The organism is Streptomyces sp. ALI-76-A, from assembly GCF_030287445.1.
Classification (GTDB): Bacteria; Actinomycetota; Actinomycetes; order Streptomycetales; family Streptomycetaceae; genus Streptomyces.
Window position 1 is genome coordinate 1,370,189 of the sequence record NZ_JASVWB010000004.1, and the last position, 14,833, is coordinate 1,385,021.

Annotated in this window: 19 protein-coding genes and 1 pseudogene; 12 read left to right on the forward strand and 8 right to left on the reverse strand. The window is 69.1% G+C overall.

Translation table 11 applies throughout. The annotated features are described in order from the left end of the window. The first annotated feature begins 13 nt into the window (after positions 1 to 13). The 10 genes from QQS16_RS42460 (at position 14) to QQS16_RS42505 (ending at position 4,715) form a co-directional block, all read left to right on the forward strand. Positions 14 to 316, forward strand: a complete 303-nt coding sequence (locus QQS16_RS42460) for a Pycsar system effector family protein (protein WP_286068168.1) — start codon at positions 14 to 16, stop codon at positions 314 to 316. 172 nt (positions 317 to 488) lie between these two features. Further along, a complete protein-coding gene (locus tag QQS16_RS42465) occupies positions 489 to 926 on the forward strand; it encodes a hypothetical protein (RefSeq protein WP_286067995.1) in 438 nt (145 codons plus the stop codon). Between the two features lie 484 nt (positions 927 to 1,410). Next, positions 1,411 to 1,992 carry a GGDEF domain-containing protein gene (locus QQS16_RS42470; protein WP_286067996.1) on the forward strand — a complete coding sequence of 194 codons (582 nt, stop codon included), beginning with the start codon at positions 1,411 to 1,413 and terminating at the stop codon, positions 1,990 to 1,992. Between the two features lie 55 nt (positions 1,993 to 2,047). Next, positions 2,048 to 2,293, forward strand: a complete 246-nt coding sequence (locus tag QQS16_RS42475) for a hypothetical protein (protein WP_286067998.1) — start codon at positions 2,048 to 2,050, stop codon at positions 2,291 to 2,293. Positions 2,294 to 2,315: 22 nt separating this feature from the next. Then, positions 2,316 to 2,771, forward strand: coding sequence for a hypothetical protein (locus QQS16_RS42480; RefSeq protein ID WP_286067999.1), 456 nt, complete (start codon positions 2,316 to 2,318; stop codon positions 2,769 to 2,771). Continuing rightward, positions 2,719 to 3,006: a hypothetical protein gene (locus QQS16_RS42485; protein WP_286068000.1), complete on the forward strand. Its 288-nt coding sequence runs from the start codon at positions 2,719 to 2,721 to the stop codon at positions 3,004 to 3,006. The genes QQS16_RS42480 and QQS16_RS42485 overlap by 53 nt, the downstream gene beginning before the upstream one ends. Then, on the forward strand, positions 2,948 to 3,325 hold the full coding sequence (locus QQS16_RS42490; protein ID WP_286068001.1) for an Lsr2 family DNA-binding protein: 378 nt from the start codon (positions 2,948 to 2,950) through the stop codon (positions 3,323 to 3,325). Before QQS16_RS42485 ends, QQS16_RS42490 begins: the two co-directional genes overlap by 59 nt. Positions 3,326 to 3,384: 59 nt before the next feature. Continuing rightward, positions 3,385 to 3,729, forward strand: coding sequence for a hypothetical protein (locus tag QQS16_RS42495; RefSeq protein ID WP_286068002.1), 345 nt, complete (start codon positions 3,385 to 3,387; stop codon positions 3,727 to 3,729). Positions 3,730 to 3,870: 141 nt separating this feature from the next. Then, positions 3,871 to 4,164, forward strand: a complete 294-nt coding sequence (locus QQS16_RS42500; RefSeq protein ID WP_286068004.1) for a RapZ C-terminal domain-containing protein — start codon at positions 3,871 to 3,873, stop codon at positions 4,162 to 4,164. Between the two features lie 224 nt (positions 4,165 to 4,388). After that, the gene (locus tag QQS16_RS42505) at positions 4,389 to 4,715 is read left to right on the forward strand and encodes a hypothetical protein (RefSeq protein WP_286068005.1); all 327 of its coding nucleotides are present in this window, start codon (positions 4,389 to 4,391) and stop codon (positions 4,713 to 4,715) included. Positions 4,716 to 4,720: 5 nt separating this feature from the next. Here the strand turns inward: QQS16_RS42505 and QQS16_RS42510 are convergent. Both QQS16_RS42510 and QQS16_RS42515 read right to left on the reverse strand, forming a co-directional pair. Then, positions 4,721 to 5,453 (reverse strand): annotated as a pseudogene (locus QQS16_RS42510) (IS5 family transposase); the annotation flags it as partial. Between the two features lie 141 nt (positions 5,454 to 5,594). Then, positions 5,595 to 5,786 carry a hypothetical protein gene (locus QQS16_RS42515; RefSeq protein ID WP_286068006.1) on the reverse strand — a complete coding sequence of 64 codons (192 nt, stop codon included), beginning with the start codon at positions 5,784 to 5,786 and terminating at the stop codon, positions 5,595 to 5,597. Positions 5,787 to 5,929: 143 nt separating this feature from the next. On the opposite strand from QQS16_RS42515, the gene QQS16_RS42520 reads away from it, so the two are divergent. Then, positions 5,930 to 7,069 carry a glutathione-independent formaldehyde dehydrogenase gene (locus tag QQS16_RS42520; protein ID WP_286068169.1) on the forward strand — a complete coding sequence of 380 codons (1,140 nt, stop codon included), beginning with the start codon at positions 5,930 to 5,932 and terminating at the stop codon, positions 7,067 to 7,069. Between the two features lie 603 nt (positions 7,070 to 7,672). On the opposite strand, the gene QQS16_RS42525 is transcribed toward QQS16_RS42520, so the two are convergent. From QQS16_RS42525 to QQS16_RS42535, 3 genes are read right to left on the reverse strand one after another with little or no spacing between them, the layout of a single operon-like run. Further along, positions 7,673 to 8,047 carry a ParA family protein gene (locus tag QQS16_RS42525; RefSeq protein ID WP_286068007.1) on the reverse strand — a complete coding sequence of 125 codons (375 nt, stop codon included), beginning with the start codon at positions 8,045 to 8,047 and terminating at the stop codon, positions 7,673 to 7,675. Between the two features lie 26 nt (positions 8,048 to 8,073). Beyond that, entirely contained in the window at positions 8,074 to 8,286 is a 213-nt protein-coding gene (locus QQS16_RS42530) for an integrase core domain-containing protein (protein WP_286068008.1), read from the reverse strand. Positions 8,287 to 8,311: 25 nt separating this feature from the next. After that, a complete protein-coding gene (locus QQS16_RS42535) occupies positions 8,312 to 9,382 on the reverse strand; it encodes an IS110 family RNA-guided transposase (protein WP_286068009.1) in 1,071 nt (356 codons plus the stop codon). Between the two features lie 334 nt (positions 9,383 to 9,716). Between QQS16_RS42535 and QQS16_RS42540 the strand changes: the two genes are divergently transcribed. Further along, entirely contained in the window at positions 9,717 to 10,751 is a 1,035-nt protein-coding gene (locus QQS16_RS42540) for an IS110 family RNA-guided transposase (RefSeq protein ID WP_286068010.1), read from the forward strand. 101 nt (positions 10,752 to 10,852) lie between these two features. On the opposite strand, the gene QQS16_RS42545 is transcribed toward QQS16_RS42540, so the two are convergent. From QQS16_RS42545 to QQS16_RS42555, 3 genes are all read right to left on the reverse strand, one after another. Next, on the reverse strand, positions 10,853 to 11,497 hold the full coding sequence (locus tag QQS16_RS42545) for an IS3 family transposase (protein WP_353479770.1): 645 nt from the start codon (positions 11,495 to 11,497) through the stop codon (positions 10,853 to 10,855). Then, the gene (locus QQS16_RS42550; RefSeq protein WP_286068011.1) at positions 11,494 to 12,972 is read right to left on the reverse strand and encodes an aldehyde dehydrogenase; all 1,479 of its coding nucleotides are present in this window, start codon (positions 12,970 to 12,972) and stop codon (positions 11,494 to 11,496) included. The genes QQS16_RS42545 and QQS16_RS42550 overlap by 4 nt, the downstream gene beginning before the upstream one ends. A gap of 174 nt (positions 12,973 to 13,146) precedes the next feature. Further along, positions 13,147 to 14,688, reverse strand: coding sequence for a GMC family oxidoreductase (locus QQS16_RS42555; RefSeq protein WP_286068012.1), 1,542 nt, complete (start codon positions 14,686 to 14,688; stop codon positions 13,147 to 13,149). Positions 14,689 to 14,833: the final 145 nt, after the last annotated feature.

A 14,833-nucleotide genomic window follows, 5' to 3' on the forward strand; every position in this document is an offset into this window, starting at 1 on the left:
TCCCAAAGAGGACCTGCCACCCGCGACCAAGGCCCTCGGTGCCGCGGCCGTCCTCGCCCTGGGCGTCGCCGCCGTGCTGCTCCTCCTGGTCGTCCGACCCAACGTGAGCGGCGCCGACCAGGCGTCCTTCCCGTACTGGGCACGGCTCGACGAAGAGCAGATCCGCGCGTGCATGGACGGTGACACCCGCCCGGCCCGCATCCGCGTCCTGTCCGCCATCGCCGTCAGCAAGTTCACGCGCCTGCGCCACGCGGTGCACCTCAGCCTCGCCGCCCTGGCCCTGCTCCTTGTGGCCGCCCTCGCCGCCCTGGCCTGACGGCGCTGCGTCTCGCCCCGCACCACGCCAACCGGCGCCACGGTGCGGGGCTTGGCGCAGGACCGGACAGTCCGGCCCGGCACATTCGGAGGGAGCTCCACATGCCCGACACCCTGACTCTGCCCTCGCGCCCGTTTGCCCGGCGAGCCGGGCGTGTGAGCACCTGCTCGACATGGCGCAGGCCGTCGGCGCGCCCACCGCTGACGAGGAGTGCGAGGACGCCGTCACGGCCGCCGCGCACCACGTGTACACGGCCTACCCGGACACGCTCGCCACGGTCCTGGAGGCGATGGACTGGCACGGCTACCCGGCCCTGCGGGCTGCCGGCACCGGCTCATACGAGCCGAGCGCGGTGGCCTGGCTGGACGGCGGAGTGTGGCTGCACCACACCCTGCGCCTCAGTGAGCGCGACGGCGCCAGCGACATCCTGACGCTGGTCGTGCCGTGCACCTGCGGCCGCGGCTATATCGACATCGTCCTCGACGGCGAAGAGATGCTGCTGGAGATCCTCAACGAGCTGCGGCCGACCGACGGCCGCAGCGTGCACGACGCGGTCTCCGGTGACTGCCGCAGCGTCCGGCCCCTCGCCCCTCTGGGCGCCTGGCGGTAGCCCGTCGGCCTCACCGTCTCCAGGACGGCCGCAGCACCGGTTACGACGCCAGGCAGCCGTCCCGGAGGCGCCTCAGTCCCCGTCACAAGACTTCGGCACTTCCAGTCTGCCTCCGCAGCTCACGTACGTGATCCCACAGCAAGAGGCGCACCCCCATGCCTGGACAGCCGGGGTGCGCCTCTCTCGTATCCCCGCCCCGAAGAGGCGAGAACGGAGAACATCATGCCCGCAACCGCTGTCTTACGGCAGCCGTCCCGCACACTCGTCATCGCCGCGGCCGCCGTGCCACTCACCCTGGCCGCCCTCGCCGACGACGTGAGGGTTCGCCGCCAGCTAGTGCCGTGGCAGGCAACGTTGCTCCGTCGCGACGCCCGGCACGCCCTCTCGCCGCACCGGCCGAAAGCCCAAGTACATCTCCGGTACGAGGGCTTCCGGCCGGCACGCCGAGAGCACGCACCGGACGCCGCTCCTTGACGGGCAAACGTTGCCTGCCGCGGCACTAGCCGCGGCCCGCCGCGACCCGCTGACCGACCTGCTTGGCCGCCCCGACGTTCTGGCCTTCACCGAACGGCTCCTGCACACCGCACGCCGGGACGCCGTGCACGTCCTGGTGCTCGACGCCATCGACTTCAAGACGGTCAACGACACCTTCGGGCACGCCGCCGGTGACGACGTCATCCGCACCATGGGGCAGCGCCTGGCCCGCTGGACGTCAGGCCGCCGGGCGATCGCGGCCCGCTTGGGCGGGGACGAATTCGCCGTCACCGCCGTCCTGCCCCACACGTCCGCGCTCGGAGACATCACGGCGCTGCGCGAGCAGCTGCAACAGCCCCTCACCCATGAGGGGCGCACCCTGTGCGTGGGCATGTCGGTCGGGATCGCCCGCGCTGCGGACCTGCCCGGCGAGGACGCCAGTCGTCTCATGCGCGGCGCCGACATGGCCATGTACAAGGTCAAGACGGGGGCGGAGACGTTCCCGTACCTGGCAACCCGCGAGGACGCCTACGCCGACACGGTCAATGGCCGCCGCGCCGGCCGGACCGGCACCCACTTGCCCGTCGCATGAGCGCGCAGCCCGCACCGGAGCCGACGCCGCGCGCCAGCCGTCGACGGAAGCCGCTGTGGGAGCCGGGCCTGATCCGGTTCCCGGCGCTCTTCTCGACTGGCGCGACAGCCAGCATTTCGACCGCTGGCAGGACCGCCCCTGCGCGCTGTGCGACAAGCCCACGCCCATGCGCTCCCACTCCGGGGAGCCCGTGCACAAAGCGTGCGCTGAGGAATGGATCGCCGCGAACCCCACCGAGGCCCGCCTCGGTCGCTTCGCCTCCGACCAGCCCAAGCGCCGGCGCGACGACGACCACGCCTGAATTCCTCCACCTGGAGGCTCCCTTGAGCAGCACCCAACGCGAGGTCGACCACGCCCTCGCCTACCCCGAGCCGCCCGCCTCCCCGCTCTGGCACCGCCACGGCGCGAAGTCCCGGCCGCTCACCGACGCCCAGAAGCGACGCAACCGCGAGCTGCTGGATTTCGCGCAGCGCAAGCCCCGCACCACCGCCGCGAAGGAGGACCCGGCCATGTTCACCGACCAGAAAGAGGCCCTCGAAGCGGAGGCCCTCGAACTCGCCCCCCGTGACAGCGGACAGAGCGCCGCCGCATCCCTGGTGGTTGCCCAGCAGGCCCGCGACAAGGACGACCTCGCTGACCTGCTGGGCGCGCTCGGACTGCCCTGCGGCGAAGACGACCCCGTACGGCTGCTCCCGCACCTCACCACCCACGACGACACCCCATCTGATGCCCGTCAACGCCTTCACCGCCACCGCCGTCTCCATGCTGAACAACGGTGACAGCCTCGAGTACGTCCGCGAGACCCTCGGTCTGTCGGAGGCCGAACTCGCCGACGCCCTCCAGCACGCCAAGATCGCCGAGGCGGTCCAGAACATCGGACTGTCCGCCTCGGAGGCGGACTCGGAGGACAGCACCGGCACCCCGGAGTCGGCCGCTCCGGCGCCCGACCAGCACGATGGACGCCCACGGAATCGAGGCCCTGCTCGCGTGGGCGGAGAACCACCCGGCCGCTAGCATCCACACCCGGGCCGCCCGCGTCCGCAGCGGCCTCGCTGAGCTGACTGAACGCCGCGCTGCCGAGGACGCCCAGCGGGAAGCTGAGGAGCGGGTCGCCAAGGCCAAGGCCGAGCTGGAAGCTGCGCAGGCGCGGCTGCGTGAGGTGAAGACCGGTGGCCGGACCGCCCCGAACGGCAAAGACGCCACGCTCCTGGCCAATGTCCCGGCCACGACCCCGGACGCGATCGGTAGGCGCAGCAAGGAGCACCTGGCCGCGATCCGGGAGTGGGCGCGGGCCAACGGCCACCACGTCGCGGACCGGGGCACTCCAGCCTAGGCTGTCCTGGATGCCTGCGACGCCGCCCACCGCACCAGCAACCTGGCGGAAGCGAGCTGATGGACGCCATCCCTTTCGCGCTCGACGGCTACCTGACCGCCGATCCCGTCCCCGGCGAGGACGGCAGGGTTTTGTGGCGGCTGAGCTGCTCGGCCGGCACCGACCACATGGTCGAAGAAGCGCTCATCCCCTGCACCACCATGCAGCCGGAGATCGCCCACGCCATGCTCACCGAGCGGCATCCCGGCGACCTGCTGCGCGTCACCGGCCACCTCACCCTCCCCCATACCGCCGACGGCATTACTCTGAAGCGTTCTGCTACACCGCCGATGTCTAACCCTGACCAGCGACGGCCGCCACGTACTGCTCATCGAGTGGACGACCTGCCGGAACGATTCCCGTAGACCGTGCCGCTATCCTCACCGCAGTCGTGGCATCACCCCTGGCACAACGCCCCAACCATCAGAGCGCCGCGCCTGCGTCATCTCGGACAGGCGCGGCGCTCTGGCGTTCCCGCCCCTTCACCAGCGACCTGTAGGACCTTCGTGCGCCCGACCCACCAAATTCGTCTGATCTCGTTCGGCTACCTGCACCTGCCCACCGGCCCCGACGGCTCCCCCGTCCCGCCCGCCGCCGACCGGATCGAGGACGTCCGCGACCGGCTCCGTGACCCGGCCGCCGCCCGCGACATACTCGACCTCGACGGCCTCGACCGTCGTGTCCAGGATGTAGTCCTCAACACCCTCGGCGCCCGCGAGCTGATTGCCAACCTCGCCGACTACGCCGACCTCCCCGTCGGCTCCCGCGGCATCGCCATCGGATGTGCAGGCGGTCTCTAGTGCCGCGGCAGGCAACGTTTGCCCGTCAAGGAGCGGCGTTTGGTGCGTGCTCTCGGCGTGCCGGCCGGAAGCCCTCGTACTGGATGTACTTGGGCTTTCGGCCGGTGCGGCGAGAGTGCGTGCCGGGCGTCGCGACGGGGCGAACGTTGCCTGCCGCGGCACTAGCCACAAGCAACTGTTGCCGGGATTTCAGTGACTGTGGGTATCTGTACGTTCACTCGTTGATGATCGATGAACTTGAGGTGGAAGCCGGTCCGTTGGCGCGGTGGCAGGTGCATTGGTGCGATCCGCAGCGGAAGGTGTCGTGGTACGCGGCCGATCCGGTGCTGGCGGTCCTGCCGACGCTGACGGAGTGGGCGCACGCGCACGGCACGCAACAGGGACAGCCGGTGCTGCTGCGGGACGGGAAGGTGTCGAGCTACTGGGAGAGCTACAACGAGCCGTCCGCCAACGTTGTTGTGCACGTGAGGCTGGGGCACGGGGGTGAGCTGTTCCGCACGCTGGTGCGCCAGTTTGTCACGGACGGCTGGTCGTACGAGGGCGGCCCTTAGAACTCCTAACAAAGTGAGAGGTTGACCAGTCGGCGCCAGCAGATGATGCCGCAGGCCAGGCTGAGGAAGGCTTCGTGGATGTCGTCGCGGATCTCCCAGCGGATGCGCAGTCGGCGGAACCAGTGCAGCGTGCAAAGCTCTGCTCGACCACCCAGCGGTGCACGCCCGGTCCGGAACCGTGCTCGACGCCGCGCCGCGCGATGACCGGGGTGATCCCGAGAGCCCGCACCTGTTTGCGGTACGTGTCGTGGTCGTAGCCGCGGTCGGCGTAGAGCGCGATGGGTCGCTGTCGGGGCCGTCCGCGCCGGCCGCGTACGGGCGGGACGGCCTGGATCAGGGGGATGAGCTGGGTGACGTAGTTGCGGTTTCCGCCGGTCAGCGATACCGCCAGCGGGATGCCGTGCCCTTCGGTGATCAGATGGTGCTTGGAGCCTGTCCGGGCACGGCCGACCGGGCTCGGTCCTGTTCTGGGCCGCCTTTGAGCGCCCTGACGTGTGAGCCGTCGATCACCGCCCTCGACCAGTCCAGCGCGCCGGCGGCGTTCAGCTCGGCCAGGAGCGACTCGTGCAGACGCTGCCAGACTCCCGCGTCGTTCCAGTCACGCAGGCGCCGCCAGCAGGTCATGCCGGAGCCGAAGCCCAGCTCCTGGGGCAGGAACTCCCACGGAATGCCGGTGTACAGCACGAACAGGATGCCCGACAGCACCTTCCGGTCGTCCAGACGCTTGCGGCCGGGGTGATGAATAGGTCAGACGTGCCTTCGATGTGGGGTCCGGCATATTTCGATCGTCGGCGGCGCGGACGCGGCCGGCATCCGCAGACGGACCGATCGCGGTGAACCGGCACCTGGTACCCGGGGCCCAGGAGGTGGACATGCCGCTCAGGCTTCGGGGACGGCGCCCTCCGCGCGGCCCTCGGAGAACTCCCACCAGGCAAGAGGCAGCCAGTCTCCGTTGACGAAACCGTCGACCGCCGACCCCATCCCGCTGATCGACACCGTGGTGCCGGGCGGATAGGTGGTGCCGGACAGTCCGGACACGGTGACGAGCAGGGTGCCGAGACGTCGTATCACGGTTCGCGCTCTCTCATTTCCACAGAGATAACTTTGTGACGACAGTAGACAACTTGTCCGACGGCGCACAACGGGCGGACCATGAGATAGGGCACAAAACACGAGGGCACGACAGCAGCGCTACCGCGTGGAGGTGCGTGACCATGAAAGCCGTCGTCTACAAGGGACCGTTCGAAGTCGCCATCGAGCAAGTGGAGAAGCCTGGACTCCAGCATCCGAACGACGTGATCGTCCGCGTGACGTCCACGGCGATCTGCGGCTCCGACCTGCACATGTACGAGGGCCGCACTGCGGCCGAGCCGGGCATAGTCTTCGGCCACGAGAACCTCGGGATCATCGAGGAGACCGGGGACGGAGTCTCGTCGCTCAAGCAGGGCGACCGAGTGGTCATGCCCTTCAACGTCGCCTGCGGATTCTGCAAGAACTGCACGGCCGGCTTCACGGGCTACTGCGTGACCGTAAACCCGGGGTTCGCGGGCGGTGCGTACGGCTACGTCGCGATGGGACCGTTCAGCGGAGGTCAGGCCGAGTACGTACGGGTGCCGTACGCCGACTTCAACTGTCTGAAGCTCCCCGAGGGCGATGCCAACGAGAGCGACTTCGTCCTGCTCGCCGACATCTTCCCGACGGGCTACCACGGGAACGAGCTGGCCGACGTCCGTCCCGGCGAGAGCGTCGCGGTGTACGGCGGCGGGCCGGTCGGCCTGATGGCCGCCTACTCCGCCCTGCTGCGCGGCGCCCGGAAGGTGTTCGTCGTCGACCGGGTGGCCGAGCGACTGCAGAAGGCCGAGGAGATCGGCGCGATCCCGGTCAACTTCGCTGAGGGAAATCCGGTGGAGCAGATCCAGGACCAGACGGAGGGAGAAGGCACCGACAAGGGCATCGACGCCGTGGGCTACCAGGCTCAGGCACGCGGCGAGGACCGTGAGGAGCCGGCAACCGTCCTGAACTCGCTCGTCGAGACGGTGCGGCCGACCGGAGCGCTGGGCATCCCGGGCCTGTACGTCCCCTCCGACCCCGGCGGGCCGGACGATCAGGCCAAGCGGGGCATGCTGCTCGTGGCCATCGGCAGGCTCTTCGAAAAGGGACTGCGTCTGGGCACCGGCCAGTGCAACGTGAAGCGTTACAACCGGCAACTGCGCGACATGATCATCGATGGCCGCGCACGGCCCGGCTTCGTCGTCTCGCACGAGCTGTCGCTGGACGAGGCGCCGCAGGCGTACGAGAAGTTCGACAAGCGCGTCGAGGGCTACACCAAGGTCGTCCTGCACCCGAGTCGATGACCTGCTGACGCCATGGCATCGAGCCGCCGGGACAGCGACACCCTCGTACAGTCGCTGCTGCGCGCAATGCCGATCGCCCTGGCCGCGTACCCGCTGTGGGGCGCGGTCGGGGCGTGAGAGGACGTCAGGCTTGCGACACGGCCCAGGCCACCGGTGCCCATCTCGGAATCGTCGCCGTCCCCGGCGACCCCGCAGTTCCCGTTCAGCCTGAGCGCGCTGCCGCTTGCGCCGCCGCCGGATCGCAGGTCGCCAGTTCCGGCACGCGGCCCGGCAATGCCCTGCGCCGTGCTCGCCGTCGCACCGCTCGGCATGTTCGACGTGCCGCCGAAGCCGCCCGGCGCGGAGACATGCCGACGTCGGCGCCGCAGCCTGGTCTGGGAGGGCGGACCATACATCTCTCAGAGGTCTGCCCACGCCGGTGTGCACTGGCTGTAAATGAGCCGCTACGCGTCATCGGACACGAAAAGCTGGTGGCGCCCTGTGTGCCGAGGGCTCCACCAGCCTCGGAAGTGATTGCGCCGCAATCACTTCACCGTCGAGTGAATCCGAGTGCTTGGGCCACGAGGTAGTAGTCGTCCGTGGCGGACAGGGCAGATTCGGGTGTCAGCTTCGACGGGTTCTCAGTTGCCGGATCGTAGAAGCGGAGCACCTTTTGTGCGGCGTACGCCTCGGGGTGCGTGGGCTCCGTCGCACAGTAGGCAGCACAAGGTCCTCGTAGGCTTCCTTCGCCTGCTGCTGGCTGTCGTCGTAGACCGCGCCCTGGTTGCGCGTCGTCGGGCAGTCGACGATGAGGATGTTGGAGAGCTCCGCCGCCGCTCCCGTGACTTCGAACGTGTCCCGGATTTCGTCGATCTTGGCTTCCATGCGGGTCAGAGCCCGGAGTTCCTTCCAGCCTGGCTTGACGCAGGCGATGACTTCGTCGGAGGCGACGATTGCGTTGACGACGATCAGGCCAAGGTTGCCGGGGCAGTCGATCATGAACCGCCCCGGGTTCGGTAGAGATCTCAGATTGCGGTTGTGACCTTGGGTTTCGTGGATTTCATGTAGTGGTTGGTCTCGTACTCGACGGGCGGGACGTGGCCTATTTCGCCGTGGAGTCGGCGGTGGCAGTACCAGTCGATCCACTCGGCGGTGGCGAGTTCGACCTGGGAGAGTGTCTTCCAGGGCCGGCCGGGTTTGATCAGCCCGGTTTTGAACAGGCCGATCGTCGATTCCATCAGGGCGTTGACGCTCCTATAGTTGTCAACTCGCCGCGGAGGCCCTCCGTGGGGCCGGTCGAAGCAGGTGGTAGACCTCGCGGATCACGTAGCGCTTGAGGCATCTGATGATCTCGCGTTTCGTCTTGCCCTCAGCGGTGCGGCGGGCGACGTAGTCGATCGTGGGCTGGTGGAACCGCATTCGGACGATGACGGTTCTGTAGATCGCGGCGTTCAGCTGGCGGTGGCCACCGTGGTTGATGCGATGTCTGCCGCCGGTCATGCCGGAGCCGGTGGGCACGGGAGCGGTGCCCGCGAGCTTGGCGAGGGCGGCCTCAGACTTGATCCGCTCGGGGTTGTCGCCGGTCACGGCGAGGATCTCCGCGGCTGTGTCCACGCCGATACCGAAGGGCTCGAGCAGTTGCGGGGCGACCCGCTGGACCAGGCCGCCGATCATCTTCGTCAGTTCCTTGGCCTCGGCGTCCAGGTACTGCCACCGCTTGGCGAGCGTCCGCAGGGTGTGCCGAAGGGCGTCCTCGGGTCCTTCCAGACGGCGAGGACGCAGAGCTGCCAGCTGCCGCGCCAGGCTGATCTGTGTCTTGCCGGCAGTCTCCCGGCGCAGGGCGTCCGAGGCATGGACGAGTATCGCCTTGATGGTGACCATCGCCGCCGCCCGCTGTTCAACGGCTTGGTCATGGGCGATCTTGAGCTGGCGGATCATCTCGGCCTCGCCGTCGGCGGTCTTCGGCGTGGCCGTCGCGAACCCGGCCAGCACGGCGCGGGCGGCGTTCTCGGCGTCCAGGGTGTCGGACTTTCCGTTCATGCGCCGCAGCCGCCGGTCCGGGCGTCCGGCCTCGACCACCTTGTGGCCGGCCCTGCGCAGGAATGAGGTCAACGTGGCGCCGTAGGAGCCGGTGCCCTCGATCCCGAAGGCCAGGACGTTACCGAACGAGCCTGCCCAGTCCGCCAGTTGCTGGAAGCCACCGGTGTCGGTGGGAATCGTGAGGGTGGCCAGGATTCCGCCGATTGTGTCCATCACCGCTGCAACGTGCACGTGCTTGTGCGTGTCGACGCCGATCACGACGTGCCCGGATCTGGGTTGCTCGCTGGTCTGCACGGAGTTCCTTCCGGTCGATAGCGTGGAGTTCACGCTGTCGCCGGTCGGACGGACAGGACTGTCACGGGGACGCTTTGGCGAGTCGGCTCCAGGCTCCTGACTTGTTGAATGGAGCCCAGATGCTCGGTCTGCAGCCGTAGCGTCCAGGGTGTCGGTCGGCACGGGCCCGCAGTGCTCCTTGCCGCCCTCGGGCTGGCTCACTGATAGCGTGCCGCCGCCGGCCGACACCCGCGCGGTGTGGCTCGACAGAGGCATGAAGGTGACACGGTGACTTCAAGTCAGGGTGCCCACCGCACTCCCCTTCCTGTCTCATCGAGTGCGAGGGCACCAGCCTGTGATCCTGATCGGCATCGATCCCCACAAGTCATCCCACACCGCCGTCGCCGTCGACGCCGCCGGCCACCAGGTGGCCCAACGCCGGTTCGTCGTCAACGCCGGGACCTTCCGCCAGCTGACGCGCTGGTGCGAGCAGTGGCCCGACCGCCGCTTCGCGGTCGAGGGCGCCGGCGGCCTGGGCCGCTCGCTCGCCCAGCAGCTGGCCGCCGCCGGCGAGAACGTCGTCGACGTGCCCTCCACCCTCTCGGCCCGGGCCCGGCTGCTGGCCACCGGCGGTGACCGCAAGACCGACGCGAAGGACGCCCTCCACGTCGCCCAGGTCGCCCTCTTCCGCCATGACCTGCGACCCGTGGTCCAGGAAGACCAGACCACGATCCTGCGGCTGCTGACCGAGCGGCGCGACGACCTCGTCCACCAACGCACCCGCGTCCTCAACCGACTTCACGCCGTCCTGCGCGATCTCCTGCCCGGCGGAGCACCCACCGGCCTGTCGGCCGACAAGGCCGCCGCCCTGATGAAGGGGATCCGGCCGGTCACGGCCACCGACAACTGCCGCCGGGACATAGCCCGTGACCTGCTGGCCGACCTGCGCAGGCTGGACCGGCAGGTCAAGGACAACCAAACCGAGATGCGCGAGGCCGTCGCCGCGACACGCACCACGCTGACTACCCTGCCGGGGCTGGGGACCGTGCTGGCCGCGAAGGTCCTCGGCCACATCGGGGACATCAGGCGTTTCCCCACCGAGCACCACTTTGCCAGCTATACCGGCAGCGCGCCCCTGGACGCCTCCAGCGGCAACAACGTCCGCCACCGGCTCAACACCGGTGGCAACCGTGCGCTGAACTCGGTCCTGCACACCATCGCCGTCTGCCAGATCCGCGACGGCGGGCGCGGGCAGGACTACTACCTCCGCAAGATCAGTGAGGGGAAGACGCCTTCGGAGGCCCGCAGGGCTCTCAAGCGACGGCTGTCCAACGTGGTCTACCGGATCATGAAACGCGACCAACGGACTCACCTCGCTCAAGCCGCTTGACACACAGAGGCGCTATCAGGTCACGTCCGTCCGGCGGCAGCGGTTGCTGCGTGCCCGGCCGGGCGGTCGACAGATCAACGCCAGGACACTCACGGGGTCAGTCATAAGCAAGAGTCAGACCGCCTCAGCCGGGCTCCCCGATCCTTGCGGGATCCGGTGCGAAAAGACTGACAGTCGTAGGCGTCCCCGACAGAGCCGATCGATGCCGCTATGCCTGCCCGGTCCAGGTGCTCGGCCAGCGCGAACGATGTGTACTGCGACCCGGCGTCCGAGTGATGTACCAACTCGCCCTGTGCGCGCGGGAATCCGTCCCGGTCGCGCTGCCACAGCGCCATCTCCAGGGCGTCCAGGACGAGCCTGGTCTCCTTGGTGGTAGCGGCGGACCAGCCGACGATGCGCCGGGAGAAGGTGTCCACGACGAAGGCGAGGTAGACGACCCCGTTCCAGGTGGCAACGTGCGTGAAGTCGGCGACCCAGCAGCGGTTGGGGGCGCTGGCGACGAAGTCGCGGTCGAGGAGCTCCGGGGCCCGCTCGGCGGCCGGGTCGATGATCGTCGTGATCACCTTCTTGCCGCGGACGGCGCCGGTGATGCCGAGTTCACGCATGAGGCGCTCGACGGTGCAGCGGGCCACGGCATGCCCTTGCCGGCTCAGCTCGCGCCAGACCTTCCGGGCCCCGTAGACACGGTAGTTGGACGTGAGCCGCCCCGGGTTGATGAAGTTGTCGGAGGAGCCCTCCGCAGTCAGTGGGTAGTTCCGTTGGGGAGGTTGACCGTCTTGTACTCGAGGAAGGAGCTGAGCCCCTCAGGCCCGAACTCACGTCCGATGCCCGATTCCTTGTAGCCGCCGAAGGGAGCGGCGAACTCGATCCGGTACCCGTTGATCGTCAGGCTTCCCGTGCGTACGTGGCGGGCGATCCGCATGGCGCGGTCCTCGTCACTGCTCCACACGCTTCCCGACAGGCCGTACTTCGAGTCGTTGGCGATGCGGACGGCGTCGGTGTCGTCGTCGAACGGGATCACGACGAGCACGGGGCCGAAGATCTCGTCCTGTGCGATACGCATGCGGCTCTCGACGTCGGCGAAGACCGTCGGTTCGACGTACCAGCCTTTCGGCTGGCTCGAGGGTCGGCCGCCGCCCACGTTGATCGTCGCACCCTCCTGCCGCCCACTGGCGATGTAGTCCTCGACCCGTCGCCGTTGGCGTTCCGCCACCAGCGGGCCGACCTCGGTGGCGGGATCGTGCGGATCACCGACCGTCAGTGCGGCCGCCGCCTCGGAGACCGCATCCACGACCTGCCGGTAGCGGCTGCGATGAGCGAGAATCCGTGTCTGCGCCAGGCAGTGCTGGCCGGACATCATGATCGCGAACGGCATGAGGGCCGGCACGACGCTGTCGAGGTCGGCGTCCTCAAGGATGATGGCGGGCGACTTCCCGCCGCACTCGAGGGTGACCCGCTTGAACTGCTCGCCGCAGAGGGCGGCGACGCGTCGCCCCGTGGCAGAGCTGCCGGTGAAGCTGATCTTGTCGACCTGTGGATGCCGCACCAGTGCCTCGCTGCTCGGCCGGTCGGCAGGCACGATGTTCAGCACGCCCGGAGGCAGGTGCGCTTCCATCGCGGCTTCAGCGAGCAGGTACGCGTCGAGCGGCGTCTCGGGCGCCGGCTTGAGCACCACGGTGCAGCCGGCGACCAGGGCGGGGGCGAGGTTCACCATCGTGAGGATGAGCGGGGCGTTCCACGGCACGATCTGCCCGACGACGCCGACCGGCTCCCGAAGGATCCGAGCCGGTCCGGTAAGGCCGGCTCTGTCCTCCTCGAACGGGAAGGTCGTGGCAAGCCCTCGGAAGTAGTCGAGGAGCATCACGGGAATCGGTGCCTGGAGGTGTTGGGAGAAGCTGATCGGCGATCCCATCTCCTCGGTGATGAGCTGAGCGATCTGCGGGACGCGCGAGCGGAGATAGTCGGTGAAGGGCTTCAGCGCGTCCGCTCGCTCCTGGGGCGACATGCGCGGCCACGGGCCGTCATCGAAAGCGGCACGGGCTGCGCGGACAGCCCGGGAAACGTCGGCGGGCGTCGAGGAAGGCGCCGAGCCGATCTTCTCCTCGGTGGCCGGAGAGATGACCTCGATCAGGTCGTCGGCCTCCGACTCGACCATGTCGCCGCCGATGAAGAGTCGGTCCCGTACGAGGGCCGGGGCTTGGATGGTCACGTGGGAAGACATTGCTGGCCTCCTGGTTGTCGGCGGGATACGGACACCTCGGTCCTGGCCCGCGTTCGTTGTCGGTCATTCACGATGGTGGGCGGCCGTGGGTGGCTTCGCGTCGATGGGCCGACGCTGAGAATTTCCGGGCGGGACCCTGAGGATTTCGCCTCCGGGCGGCCGGGATTTCGCAATTCATTGGGCGCCGTCGGCGATGAGTGCGGCGGCCCGCTCGCCGATCATGACCGTGGTCGCGTTGGTGTTCGCCGAGACGATCGAGGGCATCACCGACGCGTCGGCGACCCGCAGGCCCCCGATGCCGCGCACCCGCAGTTGCGGGTCGACGACCTGACCGATGGCGCAGGTCCCGACGAGGTGGAAGTAGGTGCCGGTGCAGCGCGCCACGTAGTCGCGCGCGGCGGCCCCGTCGACGACCTCGAGCCCGGGCAGTACCTGTCGGGAGCGCCACTCGGCCAGGGCGGACGTCGCGCCGATCTCGCGCGCCCGCTGGAATCCGATCAGCATGCGGCGCACGTCCTCCTGCTCGGCGAGGTAGTTGGGGTCGATCCGCGGCGCCTGCGTGGGATCCGGGCCGGCCAGTCTCACTGTGCCGCGCGAGACCGGCGTCATGACGGCGAAGCCGATGGTGTAGCCGTTGGCGGGGCCTTCCAGGGACGGTGGATGGAAGGGCACGTCGATGAAGACGAACTGGAGGTCGGGCTCGTCCACGTCCGGCCCCGTGCGCTGGAGCGCGCTGACTTCGCCGTGCTGGTTGGCGCCGGGCTCGACCGGCCGACGCGCCTCGTAGGTGATGCCGGCGAGGGGATGATCATGGAGGTTCGCGCCGACGCCCGGGAGGTCTTCGACGACACCGATGCCAAGCTCACGCAGGTGGCGTTCGGGACCGAGCCCGGACAGCATGAGCAGCTTCGGCGAGCCGACCGCGCCAGCGGAGAGCACGACCTCCTCCGTTGCCCGGACGCGACGGGTCCGACCATCGACCGCGTACTCGACGCCGACGCAGCGATCGCCGTCGAGCAACACGCCCAGCGCGAGGGCGCCGGTCTCGATGGTGAGGCCCGGGCGGCTGCGGATCGGCTCCAGGTACGCCGCGGCCGCGCTCTGACGCGCGCCGTCGACGATGTTGAGCTCATGCCAGCAGACGCCCTCGGGCTGCTTGCCGTTGTTGTCCTCGGTCGCGGGGATTCCCACCTCGAGCGCGGCATCGAAGAGTGCCTGGGAGAGCGGATGCCGGTTGCGCGCCGGTGCGACGCGCAGCGGTCCGCCGACGCCGCGGTAGGCCGGGTCGCGTCCCTCGGCGTGCTCCGAGCGCTTGAAGTACGGCAGCACGCTGTCGTACTCCCAACCGGTCGCGCCCTCGCGCGCCCAGCGGTCGAAGTTGGCCCGGTGCCCGCAGATGTGGGCCATGGCGTTGATCGCGCTCGAGCCGCCGAGCACCTTGCCGGCGGGCATGACGTGGTCGCGGTGGGCCGTGCCGGTCTGGGGCACGGTCGCGTAGCACCAGTCGACCTCGGTCCCCATCAGCGCGGGCCACGCCTGCGGGACCGTGAGCAGGTCGAGGGTCGCAGGACCTCCCGCCTCCAGCAGCAGCACGCGCGCACCGTCGCGTTCCGACAGCCGGGCTGCGAGCACGCAGCCGGCCGTGCCTGCCCCCACGATCACGTAGTCGTAGTCGCTCGCTTCAGGCCCCCTCCGCGTAGCGTTTGCCGTCGCCATGTCGCTTCGCCTCCCGCGGTTGTTGGCCTTGTTTCGGTAGCCTCCCCCGGCTTCTCCCGTTCTCAGCCCTGATTGTCGGCGGCCGGCGGCCACCTTCGCGTCGATGGACCAACCCTGAATCTCTCGGGCCGGGGCCCTGAGGATT